The organism is Congzhengia minquanensis (assembly GCF_014384785.1).
Taxonomy (GTDB): Bacteria; Bacillota; Clostridia; order UBA1381; family UBA9506; genus Congzhengia; species Congzhengia minquanensis.
The window spans coordinates 73,679-95,011 of sequence record NZ_JACRSU010000002.1 but is presented as its reverse complement, the minus strand read 5'-3'; the positions used below and the strand labels follow the sequence as shown (position 1 = coordinate 95,011).

Genomic DNA, 21,333 nt, shown 5'->3' with positions numbered 1-21,333 from the left:
ACACCTCAAGCCTTCTTATCCGTGATGGCAAATGAATATTCTGCGGAAACGCAAAGCTTACCGCTGACATAGCCCTTGCCCTTTGCAAAATAAAAGGGCTCGCGGATTTTTGTTATGACACATTCCGTTTCAAACACATCCCCTGGAACCACAGGCGTTCTGAACTTTACCTTGTCAAGCCCGGTAAATAATGTGAGCTTACCCTCAGTGGATTGCCCAGGAAGGCAGGCGCAGGTTGTCTGCGCTAAAATTTCGCAGAGAATTACGCCGGGAACAACAGGATTTCCGGGGAAATGGCCTTTTAAAAACCACTCGTCACCCAAAATTTTTTTCTTTCCGCGGGCTGTGCCGTCAATCAGCTCCACCTCATCAATTAAAAGCATATTGTCCCGGTGGGGCAGAATTTTCATAATTTCTTCTTTGTTCATTGTGCGCCAACTTTCTTGAAAGCGAGGCAGGCGTTGTGCCCGCCAAATCCTAACGAGGTTGAAAGGGCGACATCAATATCCGCTTTCACCGCCTTGTTGGGGGTATAGTCTAAGTCGCACTCCTCATCAGGCTCTTGATAGCCGATGGTGGGGGGGATAATGCCGGAAGTTAAGGCGAGCACCGAAGCAATTGCCTCTACAGCGCCGGCAGCGCCCAGCATGTGTCCCGTCATGGATTTTGTGGAGCTGATGTGCGCTCTATAAGCCTTGTCCCCCAGTGCCTTTTTAATTGCCATAGTTTCCGTTTTATCGTTTAACGGGGTGCTAGTGCCGTGGGCGTTAATATAAATTTTGTCAGTATCCAGCCCTGTTTCTGCCCATGCATCGGCAATTGCCCTTGCGCTGGCAACCGCTTCCGGGTTGGGGGCTGTAACGTGATATGCATCGCAGGTGCTGCCATATCCGGTGATTTCCGCATATATTTTTGCGCCGCGCGCTTTTGCATGTTCATATTCTTCCAAAATCAAAGCGCCTGCGCCCTCACCCATAACAAAACCGCTTCTGCGTTTGTCAAAGGGGATAGATGCGCTGTCTTTATCTTCGCTGTTTGTTAAGGCCATGCAGTTAATAAATCCTGCAACAGCCAGCGGTGTAATCGACGCTTCGGCACCGCCGGTTATAATGGCGTCTGCATATCCGCCGCGGATTGCACGGTAGGCCTCGCCGATACAGCTTGAACCTGTTGCACATGCTGTTGTAATGCTGAGACACGGGCCCTGGGCATTAAAGCGGATTGCTACATTTCCTGCCGCAATGTTAGAAATCATTTTCGGAACAAAGTGGGGGGAAACACGGCGCGGCCCCTTATCAAGCATGTTGCAGTGCTCTTGGGTAAACGTGTTAAAACCGCCGATGCCCGAACCAAAATAAACGCCCAAGCGCTCGGGAGATACCTGGTTTTCAATGCCGCTGTCGGAAACAGCCTGAGAGGCGGCGCCCAGCGCATACAGTGTGAACAGATCGGTTTTTCTAACTTCTGCTTTATCCACATAGAGCAGCGGATCAAACTCTTTTACCTCCGCCGCAAGCTTTGTTTTAAATTCTGATGGGTCAAAATGAGTGATGGTATCAATTCCGTTTTTCCCCGAAACAATGGAGTTCCAAAACGTATCAACATCATTTCCAACCGGGGAGATTACACCCAGACCGGTAACTACTACTCGTTTCATGTTAACCTTCGCCTTTCCGGCCCACAAAATAGTTTCCGCAGCGCTCCGGCTGTGAGCCGGGCCGGGCGCTTTATAAGGTATTACATGGCAAGTCCGCCGTCAATCCGGATCACTTCACCTGTAATATAATCTGACACATTATCTGCAAGAAACGCTGCAAGGCTTGCAATCTCCTCTGGTCTGCCCATGCGCTTTAGCGGAATCGTGTCTGTGATTTCCGGGCGGTTTAAAAACGCCTCTGTCATATCGGTTTCCACAAAGCCCGGAGCAATAGCATTGCAGCACACATTTCTGCCCGCAAGCTCCTTTGCCACGGATTTGGTCAGGCCAATCATACCGGCCTTAGACGCCGCATAGTTTGTCTGTCCTGCGTTGCCCATAATTCCTGCAACAGAGGTGATATTTACAATCTTGCCATACCGCTGTTTCATAAACTGGCGGTAGCTGTGCTTAATCATGTTAAAGGCGCCTTTTAAATTGATGTCTAAAACATCGTCGAAATCGGCCTCTTTCATCTGAAGCATCAGCATATCCTTATTAATTCCTGCATTGTTAATTAGAATTTCAAATTTTCCAAAATCTTCGGTTATTTTTTTGATGGCAGCACTGCATTCCTCAAAGTTTGCCACATTGCACTGATATGCCATGGCCTTAACGCCTTTCGTTTCAGCCTCGGCCACAATCGCGATTGCTTTTTCTTTGTTTCCGTTATAAATTACCGCAATGTTTGCACCGCATTCGGCAAGCTTTCGTGCGATTGCTGCGCCAATCCCGCGGGAAGCGCCTGTAATAACTGCCGTCTTTCCGTTAAGCATGTTCTTTCACCGCCTTAACCACGGCGTCCAGCGTTTCCTTGTCTGTGACGTTGTAAACCTGCACGTCGCTGGATATTTTCTTAATCAGCCCGCAAAGGGTTTTGCCAATTCCCGTTTCAATAAACGTGGTCACGCCGTCGTCTATCATATTTTTAATGGTCTGCTCCCATTTTACGGGGCTTTTCATTTGAAGAGCAAGGGTTGCCGCCACATCGTCAGAGTAGGGAAGTGCCGTAAGGTTTGCATATACAGGCATAGATGGTGTCTGAATGCTGAACTTTGTCAGCTCTTTGTTAAAATCTTCCGAAGCAGACGCCATATAGGGCGAGTGAAACGCCGCGCTTACCGCCAGGTCCATAATTCGGCAGGGATGCTCTGACATTTTTTCTTTAAATTTTGCAAGTTCGGCTTTATCTCCTGCAACAACCGTCTGAACGGGGGAGTTATAGTTTACAGGATAAACATGTTCAAACTCTGCACAAACACTTTCTACCGTGGCGCTGTCTGTCTTTAAAACTGCGGCCATAGAGGTTTTATGTTCCTCTGCGGCAGACTGCATATATGCGCCCCTTTTCGTTACAATTTTAAACCCGTCGCCGTATGTATATGCGCCGGCATATGCCAAGGCTGCAATTTCGCCAAGGGAAAAGCCTGCCACGCAATCGGCAAAAATACTGTTTTCATTTAACGCCAGAGCCGCACCTAAATCAACAAGATACAGGCAGGGCTGCGTATTTTTTGTTTCCTTAAGCTCCTCGGGGGTACCATGAAAAGACTGTTCCATAGTGCCCGGGCGCAGGGCTTCGGCCGCATCATAAAGCTCTTTTACCTTTGCGCTGGTTTCATATAAAGATTTTCCCATTCCGGGGGCTTGTGCGCCCTGTCCTGAAAATACAAACGCTATTTTACCCATTTTGCCGCTCCGTTCAATATAGTTTCCGCCTCCTGAAACATTTCATCAATAATTTCTTTCGCGGTTTGTTCTTTGTTTACCATTCCGGCGATTTGTCCGGCTAAAAAGCAGCCTTTTTGCTCGTCGCCCTCAACTGCAGCCAGCCGCAGAGCACCCACAGCAAGGTTTTCAAGTTCGTCATCCGGAATTTGTGTGTATTCCGCCTTTGCATAGTTCCTAGAAAAAGGGGTTTTAATGCTGCGGACCGGATGGCCAAGCCGTTTGCCGGTCACGATTGTGGACCTGTCGGTGGCTTTTAAAATTTTATCTTTATAATTTTGATGCACGCCGCATTCTTTAGCAACCAAAAATCTGGTTCCAACCTGAACGCCTGCCGCGCCAAGCATAAACGATGCTGCAATGCCGCGCCCGTCTGCAATGCCGCCGGCCGCAATGACCGGAATTTTAACAGCGTCTGCGACCTGCGGTACCAGCGCCATAGTGGTAAGGTCGCCAATGTGCCCGCCGGACTCGCCGCCCTCAGCAATTACTGCGCAGGCTCCTAGGCGCTCAACAAGTTTTGCCAGAGCCGAAGACGCAACAACGGGAATGACCTTCACACCGGCATTGTTCCACAGCTCCATATATTTTGATGGATTGCCAGCGCCCGTTGTAACAACGGGAACTTTTTCATCCGCAATTAATTGCGCCACCTCATCGGTATAGGGACTCATTAGCATAACGTTTACACCGAAGGGCTTATCGGTTAAGTTGCGCGCAATGTCAATTTGTTCTTTTAGATAGGAGCCGTCGCGGCTCATGGCAGAAATAATACCCAGCCCGCCGGCGTTTGAAACCGCCGCCGCCAGCTTTCCATCGGCTATGTGCGCCATACCGCCCTGAAAAATAGGATATTTTATTCCCGCCAGGTTACAAATGCTTGAGTTAATCATGGATTACTCCTTGTTTGCGTCAATGTGTGCAATTAATTCGCCCACTGTTTTGCCAATGTCCTCTACCTTAATTTCAATGCCAAATTCGTCTTCCATTTCCATCATAATTTCAACTGTGTCCAACGAATCAATGTCTAAATCCTCAAAGGTTGTTGCCTCTGTGATGGTGGATGCATCCACGTCTAAATGTTCTGCCAATAATTCAATTACTCTTTCCTTTGTCATTGTTCATTACCTCCAAAAATTTCATTCATTTTTTATTTTTTTATAGAAATTACCATCTTAAAATGCAGGCCGCGCTGGATAAGCCGCCGCCAAAAGCAGACAGTAACACTAAATCGCCTTTTTTTAAGTTTCCGCTGCGGTTCAATTCATCAAGAGCCATGGGGACACTTGCCGCTGATGTATTTCCGGTATGTTCCAAATTTGCAAAAATTTTGTCCGGTGCAATTTTCAGCTTCTTTTCCGCAAAGCGGAGAATCCGCATATTTGCCTGGTGGGGAACAAAATATTTAATATCATCAATTTTTAAGTTTGCCTTATCCAAAACAATATTTACGTCTCGGCACATGACATTTACTGCAAATTTAAACGTTTCCTGTCCGTTCATGTAAATATAGGGTGTATCTTCTGTTTCTGGTTTAAAATAAGGAGAGGTTCCATGCGTATTCGGAATTCTGATAACGTCGTCGCCGCCTTGCGTATATAACGTGGACGCAAGATATCCGTCTTCCGACGCCTCCAGTACTGCTGCGCCGGCGCCGTCTCCGAAAATGACAGCCGTGCTTCTGTCAGTCCAGTCTAAAATTTTGCTGATTCTTTCCGCACCGATGACCAATGCTTTTTTTGCTGTTCCTCTGGCGAAAAAACCAGCGGCTGTATCCAGTGCAAACAAAAAACCGCTGCAGGCTGAGTTTACATCGAATGCGGGACAGTTGGCGCCAATTTTCGCCTGAACCGTGCCTGCAACCGTAGGGCAGGCAAAATCACTTGAAAGAGAAGCCGCGACAATCAAGTCTAAATCTTTTGCGTCAATGCCGCTCATTTCCAAAGCGTTTTGGGCGGCTTTCGCTGCAAAGTCCGCAGCGGTTTCTCCGGTAGACACCCTCCTTGTGCGTACGCCAACCCGCTGGGTAATCCATTCGTCAGACGTATCTAAAAATTTTGCCAGATCGTCATTAGATACAGTATTTGTGGGGGCATAGCTTCCGGTGCCGGTTATTTTAAAATTCATGTTTGTTCTCCTTATAAAATGTTCGTGTCACATTTTGAGCACGAGGCGTGCTCGTTTAAATTTTAAGCGGAAAAATTTTCCGCCTTAATTCTATTTTATTTTAATTATTTCAATTTTATGCATCGGGTTTCATTCCCTCAATAATACAGCTAAGACCCAGCTTAAAAGAGTCTAATGCCTCGTCTAACGTAAGGCCTGTACCTACAGCGTCTGCATTAAACCCGCGGCAGAAACACCAGATGGAGTAGCTGATATATGTAGTGTTTACTTCTTTAAGCAATCCGTTATCAATTCCATATTGAATGAGGGGTTTAATGTGGTCAATCCACCAGTTCCGGTTGCTTTCGCTGTAAGAATCGTATTCAAACATATACTGACTAAAGTGAAGTTTATCTTCATAGGTGCGCTTTAAAACGGCTACACCGATGTTTTGCAGATAATCGTAATAGTCGCAGCTTTCATCATACTCCGTATTGATGCATTCCCGCATTTGTTTTACGATTCTGTGATAAACAATATCTAAAACGTCCTGAATGTTTTTAAACCGGTTATAAAACACGCGGTTTGAAACGCCAAGCTCGTTAATAATCCGTTTTACACTGATGTGCGCTACACCGTCTGTATATGCAATTTTGGTTGCGACGTCAACAATCTGGTCGGTGAGTTCATCCTCCAATTTAACGCCTTTTGAATATGCCACGAAAAATCATCCTTTCCATAAAAAGTTTGTGGCATAATTAACACACAGCACTTATATTAGCATAATTCCTCTTTATTGTCAATACTTTTTTCTGTTGTAAAAATTCGACTGCTTGACAAAAAAATAACAGAAATGTATAATATTATAGTGAAATGCAAAAGAATAAAAATATTTAAAGGGGGTATGTATCCTTGAAAAAAGAAAAGTTTGACGTTTTGGGCATGACCTGTTCTGCGTGCAGTTCCCATGTTGAAAAAAATGTTGCAGGCGTAGATGGTGTGAACAGTGTTTCTGTCAGTCTTCTGACCAACTCTATGACAGTGGAATATGACGAAGCTGTTACAGACGACAGTCAAATCATTAACGCCGTAACTGCTTCGGGTTACTCCGCAAAAAAGCAGGGAGCAAGCACTGCACCGGGGACAACGTTGGAGGACGCTGCAGACGAACGGCTTCACGGCATGAAAATAAGATTAATTTACTCCTTTGTTTTTTTAATACCGCTGATGTATATTTCAATGGGCGAAATGATTGGACTGCCAATTCCCGGCTTCATTGCCGGTCATCAAAACGCGGTTTCCTATTCGTTTCTTCAATTTTTGCTGTGCCTACCTATCCTATATGTAAACCGGGTGTACTATATTTCGGGCTTTAAGCGACTGTTCCAAGGCGCTCCCAATATGGACAGCTTAATTGCCATTGGCTCTGGTGCGGCTGTGGCCTATGGAATTTATGTCATATTTAAAATTGGATATGCTATGGGAATGGGTGACATGCAGTCGGTAATGCACTATCACATGGAACTGTATTTTGAGTCGGCCGCTACCATCTTGGCGCTGATAACGTTGGGTAAATTTTTTGAGGAGCGCTCAAAGGGAAAGACAGGCGCTGCCATTAAGGCGTTGATGGAGCTGGCGCCCCAAACTGCAATTGTAGAGCGAGGCGGAGTGGAAACGGAAATTCCGTCTGCTGAGGTTTTGGTGGGAGACACCATAATTGTAAAGCCCGGCATGAGTATTCCGGTAGACGGCGTTGTGATTTTTGGCGAATCCACTGTTGATGAATCCGCTTTGACCGGTGAAAGTATTCCTGTTGAAAAGAGCGTGGGCGACAAAGTAACGGGCGCGACCATTAACAAAAGCGGCTACATTAAAGTTGAAGCAAAGAAAGTGGGCAGCGATACGGCCCTTTCTGAAATCATCTCTTTGGTGGAGGAAGCGTCTGCCAGCAAAGCGCCTATTGCACAGCTGGCAGACAAAATTTCCGGTATTTTTGTCCCTGCGGTGATTACAATTGCGGTAATTACCTGTGCGGTTTGGCTGCTTTCCGGTGCTGATTTTGAGTTTGCGTTGTCCTGTGCAATTGCGGTTTTGGTGATTTCCTGCCCCTGTGCGTTGGGGCTGGCAACGCCGGTGGCAATTATGGTTGGAACCGGACGCGGCGCCGCAAACGGGATTTTAATTAAGTCCGGGGAGGCCTTGCAAACACTTCAGGGAATAGAAACCGTGGTGTTGGACAAAACAGGAACCATAACGGAAGGAAAACCCTCGGTAACAGATATGCGTGCCGCAAACCGCGACACGGAGCTGCTTCTAAAAATTGCCTATTCGTTGGAAAAGCAAAGTGAACATCCTCTTTCTGTGGCCATTGCGGACTATGCTAATAGGTTTGATACAGAGCTTATGGAGGTAACCGAGTTTGAAGCCTTACACGGAAAAGGCGTAAAGGGCAGCGTCGGCGACGAAATGTATTACGCCGGAAATTTAAAGTTAATGCAGGATGTGGGGTTGGACACCAGCTTGTTTGCGCCAGAACTGGAAGCGTTTGCAAGTGAAGGGAAAACGCCCATTTTAGTTGCAGATTCTAAAAGTGTAATTGGACTATTCGCCGTGGCGGACAAGGTGAAGCCCTCAAGTCAAGATGCGGTGCGGAGATTGAAAGACATGAACATCAACGTTATGATGCTCACCGGGGACAATCAAAAAACAGCCGCCGCTGTGGCAGGCAGCATTGGTATTACACAGGTAATGGCAGAGGTTTTGCCAGAGGACAAGGAAAGCAAAATTCGCGCTATTCAGGAAAACGGTACTAAAACGGCAATGGTGGGCGACGGAATTAACGATGCGCCTGCCCTGGCAAGAGCTGATGTGGGCATTGCGATCGGCGCCGGAACAGACGTTGCAATAGACAGCGCAGACATTGTTCTGGTACGAAACGATTTAATGGATGTGGCATCTGCTGTGCGGCTGAGTAAAAAGGTGTTGCTAAACATAAAAGAAAACCTGTTTTGGGCATTTATTTATAATGTAATTGGAATTCCCATCGCCGCAGGTGTGTTTTACCCGTTGTTTCACTTTAAGCTGAGTCCGATGTTTGCCGCTGCAGCAATGAGCCTAAGCAGTGTATGCGTTGTGTTAAACGCATTGCGGCTTCGCAATTTTAAGCCGGAAAAAGCACAACTTGAAGATAAAAAAGAAGACAAAAAGGAAGAAAGGAGTAAAGTAAAAATGGAAGTAAAAATTGAAGGAATGTCCTGCTCACATTGCTCAGGCAGAGTGGAACAGGCACTGAATGCAATTGATGGTGTGAGCGCAAAGGTAGATCTGGAAAAGAAAACCGCTTATGTTACAAGCAGCGAAAACATTACGGAAGAACAAATTAAAGCGGCAGTGGAAGATGCCGGATATACTGTTGTTTCAGTAAAATAGCTCAATACGATGAAAGCAGGTCCAAATGCTCGGGCCTGCTTTGTTTTTGTTTATATGTTACAAAACATTTTTTTATTAGTTGACTTAAATCGTGAATTATGTTAAAATAAAGTGAATGTTTTAAATGAAATTTAAATTTAACAAACAGGGAGCTGCGTTCATGGTAAATAAACGAATTTCAGTACTTATTTTTATTTTGGGGATAACATTACATATGACTTGCTTTGCCACAGATTTTGTGAAATTGACGGCAGATAATTTTGATATAAATGATAAATATGAAAAAGAAAACCAAATAACGGCAAATTTTGTTCAGGAGGTGTGGCCGGAAGATATCGACTCTCTTTCTGCCACTGTAACCGCTGAATTTTATGATTTCGGCAAAAACGTAAATTGCAGCCTAGCGTTGTATGATGAGAAAGGAAGGCTGGTTTCTGTTGCGTCGGAGACAAAGCCTTCGCCAAAAGGGAGCATCTCCTCATTTAACCTTTCGGCCGGCAGAGCAAAACTGGCGGATTCGGCAAAGCTTATGGTGTGGGACAGTGCCAGCCAGAAGCCGTTAAGAGAAGCAAAAACCATTGAAAAAATAAAAAATGCATTGACAATATACTTGGACCCAGAAAAGGGAAGCGACACAAACGACGGTACGTTTCAGTCTCCCATTAAGACATTGAAAAAGGCTGTGTATAGTCTTAGGACCAATCAGGATAAGTTAGGGCCTAACGACGACACAATCTACTTTATTTTAAAAAACGGCGAGTATTTTATGGACGATGTGTTTAAGCTTGAACCAAAAGACTTGTTGAGCAACAGGTACCAGGTTGTGTTTACCGCGTTGGAAACACAAAAGGCGGTTTTAACTGGCGCTGTTGATATCACAGGCTTTACACTTTGGGATGAGAACAAAGATATTTACCGCGCCGAGGTGGGAACAGATATAAACTCGCGTCAGCTTTTTGCTGACGGCATTCGCTGCGTGCGGGCAAGACGGGACGAACCTCCTGCCGGATATGAATATAAAGACGGTGTTGCGACAGCGCAGGAATCAGAGTTTTTAGATTTTAAACATATCGAAGATTTAGAATTTGCGTTTGAAAATAATTGGATGCACGACAGGTGCATGGTGACGTCCGTAAAGGATTTGGGGGGCGGAACCATTCAGTTCAACATGTCGGATGAAGTGTGGAAGCAGCTTACAACCAAAAATTATTTTAGCTCTGCGAAACCAACCTATATGGAGAACGCATATGAATTCATAGACGAGGGCGGAGAGTGGTATTTAGACACACACGAGGGTTATCTTTATTATAAACCCAGGGCTTTTGAAGATATGAAGAAAACACGGTTTACAATGCCTGTGAAAGAAGATTTTATGAAATTAAGCTCTGTATCTTCTCCAATTAAAAACATTGATTTTCGGGGGTTGGAATTTACACAGTCTACCTGGATGTTTCCAAGCACCAACGGCGGGCTTTGCATTAACCAAAACGAATATTATCGAAACGGCTCAAATAATGCTCCTATGGAAGGCGTAATCGAGCTGAAAAACACGGAAAACGTGAATTTTTATAACTGCAAATTCAGTAAACTGGGAAGAACGGCGCTGAAAATGATTAATGGTGTCCGAAACTGCACAATTTCTGGAAATGAGTTTTGTGACCTTTCTGCAGGCGCCCTTTCTGTGGGCGGCGTCACGGATTTAGAAAGAAATCCGGATAACGTAAGTTTGAGCGTAAAAAACGTAAAAGTAGAAAATAACTTTATTCATGACATTGCTGAGGACATAAAAAGCTGTGCTGCGGTGAGCGCAGGCTTTCCGATTGATACAAGAATTGGAAACAATGAAATTTACAACACAGGATACAGCGGAATTCACACCGGCTGGGGCTGGGGCACGTTAACGCCCTCGGCAACTAAAAACTTCGTCATTTCTAACAATTATATTCACAAAATATTAAACGACGAAATTTATGACGGCGGCGCAGTGTATATGCTTGGGCACACCGGCGGTTCGGTTGACAATTTAAACAAACTTACGGAAAATTATGTTGAAGATATCAGAAAACCATTTGGCGCGCTATATCCCGACGAAGGCTCGTCCTATTGGGAAATTTCCAATAATGTTGTGGATTTGTCGAAACAGCCCATATGGTATTACGGCGGAGGCTCCGCGCGGTCGCGCTGGACGCACATTCATACGTCTTCTATTAACCATATTTATTATAACAACAATTACAGCACAACGGGCAACATGCAAAACAGCGGCACAAGCATTTCTTATCAGCCGCCAAAAATTTATGCGACAGCAAACTGGCCGGACGAAGCACTGCAGATTATTGACCGGTCGGGAATACAGCCTCAGTTTGAAGATTGTTTTTCTGAGCGGCTGGAGGAATTTTACGATTCCGGAAACATTTCTACATATGTGGGGGGTGAGATTCGGCTAAACGTCACGCCAACAACGTCAAAAGCCAAGTTTTACAATTCAGCAAAATTTGACAGTTATGCGCAAATAAAAAACGACGGCATTTTGGCATTTAGAAACGGAAAAATTTATGCTATGGAAAAGGGGGAAACAGAGGTAACAATAACTGCTGTGGAAAACAATTTAATAAGAGAACATACAGTAAAAGTGATTGTAAATTGACATAACAATTTGACTATTTATGAGAGAGGGATAAATTATGAAAAAATACGCGGCTCTGCTTTTATCAGTTATATTGGTTTTCGGATGTTCGATGGGCTTTCGTCTTACGGCAACTGCTGGTGTCAATGCTGAGGGGTTTCATTTTCCATTTGACAGCGCAGATGAAATTTCAGACACGAATTTGGCGCTTTCTGGATCCTTCAACGAAGAGGGCGCAAACGGCGGAACAGGCTCGCTGGCGGCGTCGTTATCCGGTGTGCCAAGTTCCGGGGTAAAAAATGTTGTTTTGAACAAAGGTACAACCTATGAAGCAAGCTTTTACATTAAATTTACCAATGCAGAAACTTTATATGCGCCGGACATACATTTGTTTGTATACTACAGCGGTTCTATTTCAAACGTATACAGCGATCCACAAAGAACCACGCCAACAACCACAATCCGCTATCCGTTTAACCTGTATACGGTAAAAGCGGAGAATGCAGGCCTTAAAAATAGTGATGGGACCTGCTCTGACCAGTGGGCAAAAGTGACTTACACGTTCCGCTATGACGGCGTTGTTTCATCAACTGGGTATTTGCCGCTTGGTGAAAACAAATTCAACGTATTTTTAAGGTTTGGCAAAAACCCGCACGATATGCGCAATGCCGGGAACTTCATCAATGGGGACGTAAACAGCTCTTATGATTTTCTGCTGGACGAGTTCCAATTAGTGCCGGTTCAAAAGGATAGTGCAATTTTTTATAACAGCTTTGACACGGACGACTGGAAAACAGAGGGAAACGGAAGCTGGAGTTCGATGGGTACGGCGGCGCTGACAACAGACGTACCGTCTGAAAACAAGACAGATTCCCATACCGGCTTGGAAGTTACCAAAACCGCTGGGGCGAATTATTTTCAAATTGCCGCCAATGTGTCGGACAGAAGCAAAATGATTTGGTATAACCGGCCCTACAAAATAACCTTTTGGGCAAAAGGCTCTCAGGCTGTAGTAGACACTGCAGCGGCAGTTCGGGCGGGCAATCCAGGTAAAGGAAGCGACGCATCGTTTGATTTTATTATTGAACGTGTGTCATCTTCACGCGCAGTGCGGCTGCAGCATTGTTATGAGGAAATTGGTATGGAGCAGCCGCTTTCAACACAGTGGCAGAAATATGAGTTTATCTACTACCGGGAAGCCGACTATATGCTGGGGCGAACAGGTGAAGCAGACTATCACTATTTAATCGATTTCAGGCAGACTACGATGCCTGCACAGCCTGCCAACTGCACCTATACCTATACAGATGAAAACGGCGATACGCAGACTTATCAGATGAGCGACTATAAGTTTTGGATTGATAACATATCTGTCGTTGAGCTGGAAAATGTATATAATATGGACAACGCGGAAAACACGGCATTGAAAGTCGCATACAACGGAAATATTGTTTCCAGCGCAGACTTTCTTTCATCTTTGAATAATGGTGCCGAGATTACGGACGAGACACTGGGAAAAACCGTGAACGTCCCACAGGGTCAATGTTTTGAGCGGCCTGTGGACATTGAAAACAACAGGCTTTATAAGCTATCGTTTTGGTATAAGGGCACGGCGGGTGATTCCTTAAAAGTTGCTCTTGACCGGAGCATAAAGGGAACGGTACTGGACAATACTGTTACCGCTGCTAACACCTTAGGGTATTACGGTTACGGAAACTCCACCGAGAGTCAGGGCGACATACCGTTTTATTTATACGGCGGCAGTATTGTTACAACAAAAACTCATACCTTTGATAAATTGGAGCTGTTTACAAAACCTGATGGAAGCAGCTCAGAAACTCTGATTTATGACGATTATTACGACAGGCTGACCAGTAAAAACACACAGGCAAACATGCCGCCGTCGGCATGGAATTATCAATATTACAACGGAACAGTCTGGGAAAACACAAACGATGCTGTGTTTGGCGCGGCAGGTGACGTGTCTTCCGACTGGAAATATTTTGAATGTAATTACGTTTGGAATTATGAGGGCGCACATTACAGAATGCCGAGATTAAACATTTCGGCGAATCATGCACTTCTGTTGGCAGACCTTAAAATTTCTGATAAACTGACTGCGGTTAATCCCTTTGATGAAAGCGGAACATACCCGGAACTTGTGGCTTTAGATTTTGAAGACACTCTGCCGGATACTGTTGATTCCAAAACACTTGCTTTATCTCAAACAACTACACAACGGGGAATGAGTCGGGGCGTACTGAAAACCGTTTCTACAGCCGATGGGGATTTGTGTGTGAAATTCAGAGCCAAGACAGGAATGTCTTACGACATCAGTGTACTGGCAGACAGTAGTGTTGAAGATTTGTCTTTTGCTGTCTATGGAAAAAGTGATACGGGTGAATATCTGTCGAACACGGTGGCGACAAAGGCTGTTGTTCAGGGAGATGGCTGGACGCGGTTTAGCGGAACCTACACCTCAGACGGCACAGGAAAAGATGATTCGGGTCAGGCAGAAGCAATTGGTGAAAACGGGTTTATCGCAATAAAAGTAGGCGCAGGAGAACATCAGTTTGATGAACTGCTTATTATACCCAAATTCAGCGGTGAAGCCGTAACAAAAGACAATTTGGTGCCCTCCGGCGGATTTAATACACAGGACGACTTAGTAGGTTGGTCATATTCACCATCGGCTGTGCAGGTTGGCATAACAACTGACGCCGCCAACGGAACGGCAGGAGCCATGGAAGTTGTGGGAACCGGCAGAAGCTGGGGAAACGTGTCAAATTCCGCGGCCATCAGATTTGGCAGAAAGTATGAAATCTCTTTCTGGGCAAAGGCACTGGATTCAGAGACGGTTGGAAAAACCATTGATTTTATTTTAGACAGAGGCCAGCGCACAGACCCGGCTGCTCCGCAGTATCAGCATTTGCGGGACAATGACAACAAGCTTTTAACTGCAGATTGGGTGAAATATACCATTCTTTATCAGGACATGACGGCAACCACAGACACCTCTGTTCCAAAGATATACTTTAGAATTGGAAGTGCCAGCACGGAAACGTTCCATTATGTTATTGATGAACTTTCCATCGTCGAAATTGAAAATTCTTATTCGATCGATGCACAGCCAAACTTTGTTTTAAATGAATTTTCGAACAACGTGGCAAAATTCGGCTTTGCAAAAAAAGGAAATGCCGTCGGCGCTTATTACCGGTTAATGGCACCCTTTGGGGAAGATTATGCGATCATTGACAGTGGGTATCTAAGCGTCAATGAAACAGCACAGTTTGATTTTGAAGGTGCTGCTCCTGACGGATTAAAACTGCAGTACAATGCAGCGGACCCATATGGTGTTATTGGAGCGACAAATGAAATGGCATGCATAGCGGATTATATTAAGCGGCAGGAAAGAATTATTGCAGACTTTGACACCTCCATCTGGACGGACGATATGGCGTCGCTTGACGCAACCGTCACATTCCAGGGCGGCTCAGACCCGCGTGAATTTACGGTGGGGCTGGCGTTTTACGACGCAAGCGGCAATCAGCTTTCAGTGTCGGAACAGGCAAGCTCTGTTGCGGCAGAGGCAACGACTGTGGTTCACATCAGCAAAACCAATGAAACGGGCGCACAGTCGGCAAAATTATTTGTTTGGGAGCCGAACTCCACAACAAATATCCGACAGCCCAAAGAGGTTGAAAAGCTTACATCGGCAGATAAAATCTTTATTGATCCCGAAAACGGAGATGATTTAAACGCTGGAACGTTCAGCGCGCCGGTGGGAACGCTTTCGAAAGCAAAGTCGATGATAAACGATAAAATAGCGGCTGGGTTCACTGGTGATGTTTATGCAATCCTCATGCCCGGCGAATACAGTGTGGCAGGCGGCGAGTTTGCCCTAACAGGCGACGACAGCTCAAACAATGTGAACATTTTCTACATTTCTTATAAGCCGGGTGAAGCTAAAATCACTGGCGGGCAGGAAATTACGGGTTTTGAACTGTTTGATGCGAATAAAAACATATACCGTGCCAGCGTTGGAACGGATGTGGATTCCAGACAGCTTTATGTCAATGGCGTACGGGCAATTCGCGCCAGAAGTGAAGGCAGGCTTGCAAACGCTGTGAATTTAGGAAAAGGCGGAGCAGGGCTTACGACAACAGATACGTCATTTTTAACCTATGAGCATTTGCAGGATGTGGAAATGGTGTTTTATGAGAACTGGACCAATCCGCGGTGCTGTGTTCAGTCGGCAGAACTGGATCCGTCCACAGGTGTTGTTACGCTCACATTAAACGCCGACCCCTGGACGAGGCTGATGAACAAGGGTAACTGCGTTCCCACCGTTCCGGAATATTATGAAAACGCCTATGAGCTGTTAGATAGCGAGGGCGAGTTTTATCTTGATAAATATGACGGGTATTTATATTATAAACCCAGGGCCTATGAAAACATGGCCACGGCTAAGGTTACCATGCCGGTTGCAGAGCGTATCATGTCGCTTACAGGAACGGCAGAAAATCCCGTGAAAAACATCACTTTCCGCGGAATATCTTTTGAATATTCCACATGGAATGATGCAAACGGTTACGGCTATGTAGACAACCAGAACAACAACCCGACAACTGCAACCCGAACTGGCTTTATTCCCGGCGCGGTTGAACTGAAAAACGTTCATAATGTAGATTTCTACAATTGCGATTTTTCCAAAATTGGTCAGACAGGTGTAAAGATGATGGAAGCCATTCAAAACTGTGATTTTGTTGGAAACGAAGTTTACGATACTTCCGGCGGCGCAGTTTTTGTGGGCGAACCGACTTGGACTTATGCACGGGCGCCCCATGATGCAAAATATTATCAAATTAACAACAACGTTACAGATAACTATATTCATGATATTTCTGTTGAATTCAGGGGCGGCGCGGCAATATCCGCGGCCTACCCGAAAAACATGAATATCTGCAACAACGAGGTTTACAACACCAGCTATTCCGCCGTTCACACCGGCTGGGGCTGGGGCAGCACGGCAGAGTCCGGCACTGTGAACCTGCATATTAACAATAACTACCTCCACAAAATTTTAAACACGAAAATATATGACGGCGGCGGCATTTACACCTTGGGGCATACCGGCGGCTCGCTGGAAAATATGAACGAAATGTGTGGAAATTATTGTTATGACATCGGAAACCGGTATGGCGTTCTATACCCGGACGAGGGTTCCTCCTATTGGCTCATTAAAGATAATGTGGTAGACCAAACAGAGCATCCGCTTTGGTATGGCAAGGGCAGCGCCGAGGAGGGAAGCGATTCCATTGTTGCTAGGTGGACACATATCCATATTAATACCATTAATAATATCCACTATTCCAACAACTATAGCACAACAACAGCGAAACTGAATAACGGAACAGATATTGATTTTGAAGAGCCTCTGTATTATCCCAATGCCGATTGGCCTCAGGAAGCGCGGACTTTGATCTCGGAATCCGGTATCCGGGAAAATTACCGCGATAACTTCAGGTTTGGCCTTCAGGAGGTTTACACAGCCGAAGAAATCACAGTGGAGCAGGGAAGCACGGCAGGAATTAATTTCGTGCCAACCACAAGCAAAAAACTGTTTTATGATGCAACTGGACTCACCTGTGTGTATAGGTCAAAAAATCCAGAAATTGCAACGGTGAACACAAATGGAATCATTACGGGCGTGTCTGTGGGAACGGCAAAAATTGAGCTTGTTTTTGTTGAGAATGGAATTGAACGCGTGTTTGAGTGTAAAGTAAACGTAGTTTAATCGTTTCAAAAGAGGTTTCGCTGCGCTATGAAAGCGCAGCGAAACCTCAAACATAAAGAAAGGTGTTGAATAGCAAGGTGAAAAAGGTATTCTCAATTGTGCTGTCTTTCCTATTGGCCAGCACGGGCCCGCTGGCCGGTTCATTTGCGGTATCTGCTGCTGGCAATCCGTTTGATGAACAGAGGCCCTATCCCCAGGCAGTGACAGAAGATTTCGAAACCAAAACACTTCCGGAAAGCGTTGCTGTAAACGGCGCGCGTTTGTCTGTTGACCAAACAAATCGGGGAATTAGCTCAGGTTCACTGCTGGTTACGCCCTCCTCCGGCAGTCACAGTGTTTATGTCTTATTTGGCGCCAAGAGCGGCATTCAATATCAAATGAGTCTCTTGACAAAAGATATAAACTTATCGAATGTTCGAGTGAAAATTTGGAGCAAGATGGAAAGTGGAACGTATTCCTCCCAGGAAGTGATAATGAACACCAAGGCTGCACCGGACGGTTGGAAAAAGATTACTGGTTCCTTTTCCGGCGAATCTGGTTCGGTGGGCATTGGATATCTGGAATTTTTCTCTGTGAGCACTTCTGTCTATTTCCTCGATGAAATTCTGATAACGCCTGAGTTTGACAGCACCGTTGTGAAAGAGGGGAACCTTGTTCAATATTCCTCCTTTGATACGCAGGAAGAAATAAATAATTTAAGCTACAACAAAAGAGCTGTAACTATTTCTGTTGGAGAGGGCGCCGCAGGCACAAAAGGTTCTCTTCATGTTGTTGCCAACGGAAGAACCTGGGCAAATGTCAGCCAGGATGCTGATTTAAGAGTCGGAAGAAAATATAAGGTGTCTTTTTGGGCCAAAGCAAATGACGAAACGACGGAAGGTTTAGTAATTCAGCTGGCGATTGATAGAAGCAGAAGAACCGACCCCGCGGCCCCTTTATATGCACAGCCCTCGGATTCGCAGCATCCGACCATTCAATCCACTTGGACAAAACACGAGTTTATTTATCAATGTACCGCAGCTACGACGGACGTAGGTCTGCCAACCATTTATTTTAGAGTTGGAAACAAGGCAACGGATGTTTTAGATTACTGTGTGGATGAACTTGTCATTGAAGAAGTGCCGAATTCCTATGAGGTTGATGTAAATACACAGTTCTATGGGGATTCTTTTGAGAATTCTGCCGTTATTCTATCTGTTAACGGATATCTGAATTCTGTTGGGGCATGGTATCGTATCTTAGCTCCCTATGGCAATGGATTTGTAATTGTAAAAAGCGGCTTTTTAAATAATGGCGAAACCGTAAAATATTACTCGCCTGAGAGCGTTGAGGGCACTTATAAAGCGGAATATGTTGCAGTGGATGCATGGGGCTTAGCAGGTTCGGCCAAGGAAGTGTATCTCAGTAATTCTCAATTTGACGAAAAAGAAATAATTCGCGCAAATTACGACACGTCCATCTGGGTAGATGAAATGGAAACGCTTGACGCGACGGTCACATATCAAGGCGGAGAAGCCAGCCGCAACGTGTTGGCAAGCATCGCACTTTACGATGACGATGGAAAGCTGTTGTCCATTAACAATACGCAGGAAACGGTGCAGGCGCAGAGAACCAGCGAAATAAAACTGAGCATTGCGAACGATTTGCTGGCAGAAAAATCGAAAGTTTTCCTTTGGGACGCACAGTCTTTTGCACCTGTAAGAGCCGCAAAGGAGTTTACAAAAACGATATATGATGAAATTATTTATGTAGATCCGGAGAATGGCATTAACTCATCAAAGGCCCCTGGCACATTCCACGAGCCGTTTAAAACAATGGCTCACGGAAGAACAAAAGCGCGTAGCTTGATGAACGATGCGATACAGAGCGACAGCGCACTCAACCTTTGCATTGTTATGATGCCCGGAGTTTATGCGGGTTTTGATTTTACGAAGGTCAACACACCCTGCGCAGATAATGTCAGCATCACATATACCTCTTTTAAGCCCGGCGAAGCAGTTGTTTCTGAGGGAAAACAGGTAACCGAGTTTACGCTTTACAATTCGGAAAAAAACATTTACCAGGCTAATATCAGAAATTTGGGCACTGTTGCATTAAACAGCAGACAAATTTATGTGAATGGGGTGCGCGCAGTGCGTGCCAGAAGTGAAGGCAAGCTTGAAAACTGCGTTAATCTTGGAAAAGGCGGCGTTGGCGTTACGACCACAGACACATCCCTGCTCGATTATAAAAAAATAAACGAGCTGGAACTGGTGTTCTATGAAAACTGGACCAATCCCAGATTTGTGGTGGAGTCGGCTTCGTTTGATGAAGAGACGCAGCTCGTGACACTGAAGCTAAACGAAAGTTTGTGGAATATCCGCATGAACGGTGGAAATACGGTTCCCACCGTTCCGGAATATTATGAAAATGCCTTTGAGCTATTAGACGAAGGCGGAGAATTTTATATTGACAAAACCTTTGGCAAGCTTTATTATATCCCGAGAGACTATGAGGATATGAGTACGGCAGAGGTTGTTATCCCGTGCGATGAATCGCTGATGTCAATTACTGGAACGGCCGAGGAACCAATGAAAAATATTACGTTTGACGGAATTTCTTTTGAACACACCACATGGACGGCGCCGAATGCAAGCGGGTTTGCAGATGGTCAAAACAACGGGGGAAGCACTGCAACGACAAGCGGTTTTATTCCCGGTGCAATTGAGTTGACAAACGTTCACAATGTAAATTTTTATAATTGTAAAATTTCTAAGATTGGGCAAACGGCTGTAAAAATGCTGGAAGCGGTTCAGAATTGTGATTTTGTTGGAAACGAGATTTACGACACCTCTGGAGGCGCAATTTTTGTTGGAGATGCAACATGGCAGCATGCACGGGCGCCAAAGGAGGAAAAGTATTATCAGATTAACAACAATGTGACGGATAACTATATTCATGACATATCAGTTGAGTTTAGGGCTGGAGCGGCCATTACTGCTGCTTTCCCCAAACATATGAATATTTGCAACAACGAGGTTTACAGCACTGCGTATTCCAGTGTTCATACCGGTTGGGGCTGGGGCAGCAAAGCTGAGTCTGGAACAGTGAATTTAAACATTAATAACAATTATCTGCATAAGATTTTGAACACGATTATGTTTGACGGCGGTGCTATTTATACGTTAGGGCACACCGGAGGGTCGCTGGACAATTTAAACGAAATGTGTGGAAATTACTGTTATGATATTGGGAACATGTTTGGAGTTCTGTATCCTGATGAAGGGTCGTCTTATTGGCTTTTAGACAACAATGTGGTAGACCAGACCCAGCACCCGGTTTGGAAGGGAAAAGGCTCCAGCAATGTTGCCGCACGGTGGACGCATATTCATATTAATACAATTAACAATATTGTATATGGCGATAATAATTACAGCACCACGGCGGAAAAGTTAAATAACGGAACAGACATTCAGTATCAGGACCCGCATGTGTATCCAAATGCGGATTGGCCGGAAGAAGCACAAAAAATTATTGCACAGTCTGGCGTTCGGGAACCCTACCGGGATAATTTTGATTTTGGCTTGCAGGAGGTTTATTTCCCTGCTGAATTTAAAATGGAAGTAGGAGACACAATTTCACTCTCTTACATTCCCACAACCAGCAAAATGGTACGTTATGATATTAGCAATGTGGCAAAAGCTTTTAAAAGCGACAATCCTGATATTGTCAGTGTAAATGCAAACGGCGAACTGACAGCCCATTCCTCCGGTACCACAAAAATTAAAGTGGCGTTTATGGACAATGAAGTGGAACGGACATTTGAAGGTACTGTTGTAGTTCCGTAAAGGCAAATTTATATACGGCGGGCAAACTTACCCGCCGTATTTTTTTGTATTTTTTTAAATAACCCTTGCTAAATTTGCATTATTCTAATATAATATACAATATAAATGCATATTTATAAAAAAG

Annotated in this window: 12 protein-coding genes; 4 read left to right on the top strand and 8 right to left on the bottom strand. The window is 45.0% G+C overall.

Annotation, left to right across the window (positions count from 1 at the left end; genetic code table 11):
- Positions 1 to 5: 5 nt before the first annotated feature.
- From fabZ to H8698_RS05505, 8 genes are all read right to left on the bottom strand, one after another.
- Positions 6 to 428 carry a 3-hydroxyacyl-ACP dehydratase FabZ gene (fabZ, locus tag H8698_RS05540; protein WP_177680050.1) on the bottom strand — a complete coding sequence of 141 codons (423 nt, stop codon included), beginning with the start codon at positions 426 to 428 and terminating at the stop codon, positions 6 to 8.
- Positions 425 to 1,657, bottom strand: a complete 1,233-nt coding sequence (gene fabF / locus H8698_RS05535; RefSeq protein WP_249311633.1) for a beta-ketoacyl-ACP synthase II — start codon at positions 1,655 to 1,657, stop codon at positions 425 to 427. Before fabF ends, fabZ begins: the two co-directional genes overlap by 4 nt.
- 80 nt (positions 1,658 to 1,737) lie before the next feature.
- Entirely contained in the window at positions 1,738 to 2,472 is a 735-nt protein-coding gene (gene fabG / locus H8698_RS05530; protein ID WP_249311631.1) for a 3-oxoacyl-[acyl-carrier-protein] reductase, read from the bottom strand.
- Positions 2,465 to 3,385 (bottom strand): ACP S-malonyltransferase, encoded by a 921-nt coding sequence (fabD, locus tag H8698_RS05525; protein WP_249311629.1) that lies wholly within the window; start codon positions 3,383 to 3,385, stop codon positions 2,465 to 2,467. Before fabD ends, fabG begins: the two co-directional genes overlap by 8 nt.
- Positions 3,373 to 4,317: an enoyl-[acyl-carrier-protein] reductase FabK gene (fabK, locus tag H8698_RS05520; RefSeq protein ID WP_249311627.1), complete on the bottom strand. Its 945-nt coding sequence runs from the start codon at positions 4,315 to 4,317 to the stop codon at positions 3,373 to 3,375. Before fabK ends, fabD begins: the two co-directional genes overlap by 13 nt.
- 3 nt (positions 4,318 to 4,320) lie before the next feature.
- Positions 4,321 to 4,542, bottom strand: coding sequence for an acyl carrier protein (locus H8698_RS05515; RefSeq protein WP_177677700.1), 222 nt, complete (start codon positions 4,540 to 4,542; stop codon positions 4,321 to 4,323).
- A gap of 49 nt (positions 4,543 to 4,591) precedes the next feature.
- The gene (locus tag H8698_RS05510; RefSeq protein WP_249311626.1) at positions 4,592 to 5,551 is read right to left on the bottom strand and encodes a beta-ketoacyl-ACP synthase III; all 960 of its coding nucleotides are present in this window, start codon (positions 5,549 to 5,551) and stop codon (positions 4,592 to 4,594) included.
- A gap of 115 nt (positions 5,552 to 5,666) precedes the next feature.
- Positions 5,667 to 6,251, bottom strand: coding sequence for a TetR/AcrR family transcriptional regulator (locus H8698_RS05505; protein ID WP_177679129.1), 585 nt, complete (start codon positions 6,249 to 6,251; stop codon positions 5,667 to 5,669).
- 191 nt (positions 6,252 to 6,442) lie between these two features.
- On the opposite strand from H8698_RS05505, the gene H8698_RS05500 reads away from it, so the two are divergent.
- The 4 genes from H8698_RS05500 to H8698_RS05485 all read left to right on the top strand — a co-directional run bounded on the left by H8698_RS05500 (position 6,443) and on the right by H8698_RS05485 (position 21,209).
- The gene (locus H8698_RS05500) at positions 6,443 to 8,959 is read left to right on the top strand and encodes a heavy metal translocating P-type ATPase (protein WP_283245400.1); all 2,517 of its coding nucleotides are present in this window, start codon (positions 6,443 to 6,445) and stop codon (positions 8,957 to 8,959) included.
- A 160-nt stretch (positions 8,960 to 9,119) separates the two neighbouring features.
- Positions 9,120 to 11,606, top strand: coding sequence for a right-handed parallel beta-helix repeat-containing protein (locus H8698_RS05495; RefSeq protein ID WP_249311624.1), 2,487 nt, complete (start codon positions 9,120 to 9,122; stop codon positions 11,604 to 11,606).
- 37 nt (positions 11,607 to 11,643) lie between these two features.
- Positions 11,644 to 17,382, top strand: coding sequence for a hypothetical protein (locus tag H8698_RS05490; protein ID WP_249311622.1), 5,739 nt, complete (start codon positions 11,644 to 11,646; stop codon positions 17,380 to 17,382).
- A gap of 77 nt (positions 17,383 to 17,459) precedes the next feature.
- Positions 17,460 to 21,209 carry a carbohydrate binding domain-containing protein gene (locus H8698_RS05485; RefSeq protein ID WP_249311620.1) on the top strand — a complete coding sequence of 1,250 codons (3,750 nt, stop codon included), beginning with the start codon at positions 17,460 to 17,462 and terminating at the stop codon, positions 21,207 to 21,209.
- Positions 21,210 to 21,333 lie beyond the last annotated feature (124 nt).

Excerpts from the sequence above, each read along its gene's own strand:
- H8698_RS05515 (WP_177677700.1), bottom strand. The coding sequence starts at position 4,542 with ATGACAAAGGAAAGAGTAATTGAATTATTGGCAGAACATTTAGACGTG.
- fabZ (WP_177680050.1), bottom strand. The coding sequence starts at position 428 with ATGAACAAAGAAGAAATTATGAAAATTCTGCCCCACCGGGACAATATG.
- H8698_RS05495 (WP_249311624.1), top strand. The coding sequence starts at position 9,120 with ATGGTAAATAAACGAATTTCAGTACTTATTTTTATTTTGGGGATAACA.
- fabG (WP_249311631.1), bottom strand. The coding sequence starts at position 2,472 with ATGCTTAACGGAAAGACGGCAGTTATTACAGGCGCTTCCCGCGGGATT.
- fabD (WP_249311629.1), bottom strand. The coding sequence starts at position 3,385 with ATGGGTAAAATAGCGTTTGTATTTTCAGGACAGGGCGCACAAGCCCCC.
- fabK (WP_249311627.1), bottom strand. The coding sequence starts at position 4,317 with ATGATTAACTCAAGCATTTGTAACCTGGCGGGAATAAAATATCCTATT.
- fabF (WP_249311633.1), bottom strand. The coding sequence starts at position 1,657 with ATGAAACGAGTAGTAGTTACCGGTCTGGGTGTAATCTCCCCGGTTGGA.
- H8698_RS05510 (WP_249311626.1), bottom strand. The coding sequence starts at position 5,551 with ATGAATTTTAAAATAACCGGCACCGGAAGCTATGCCCCCACAAATACT.
- H8698_RS05490 (WP_249311622.1), top strand. The coding sequence starts at position 11,644 with ATGAAAAAATACGCGGCTCTGCTTTTATCAGTTATATTGGTTTTCGGA.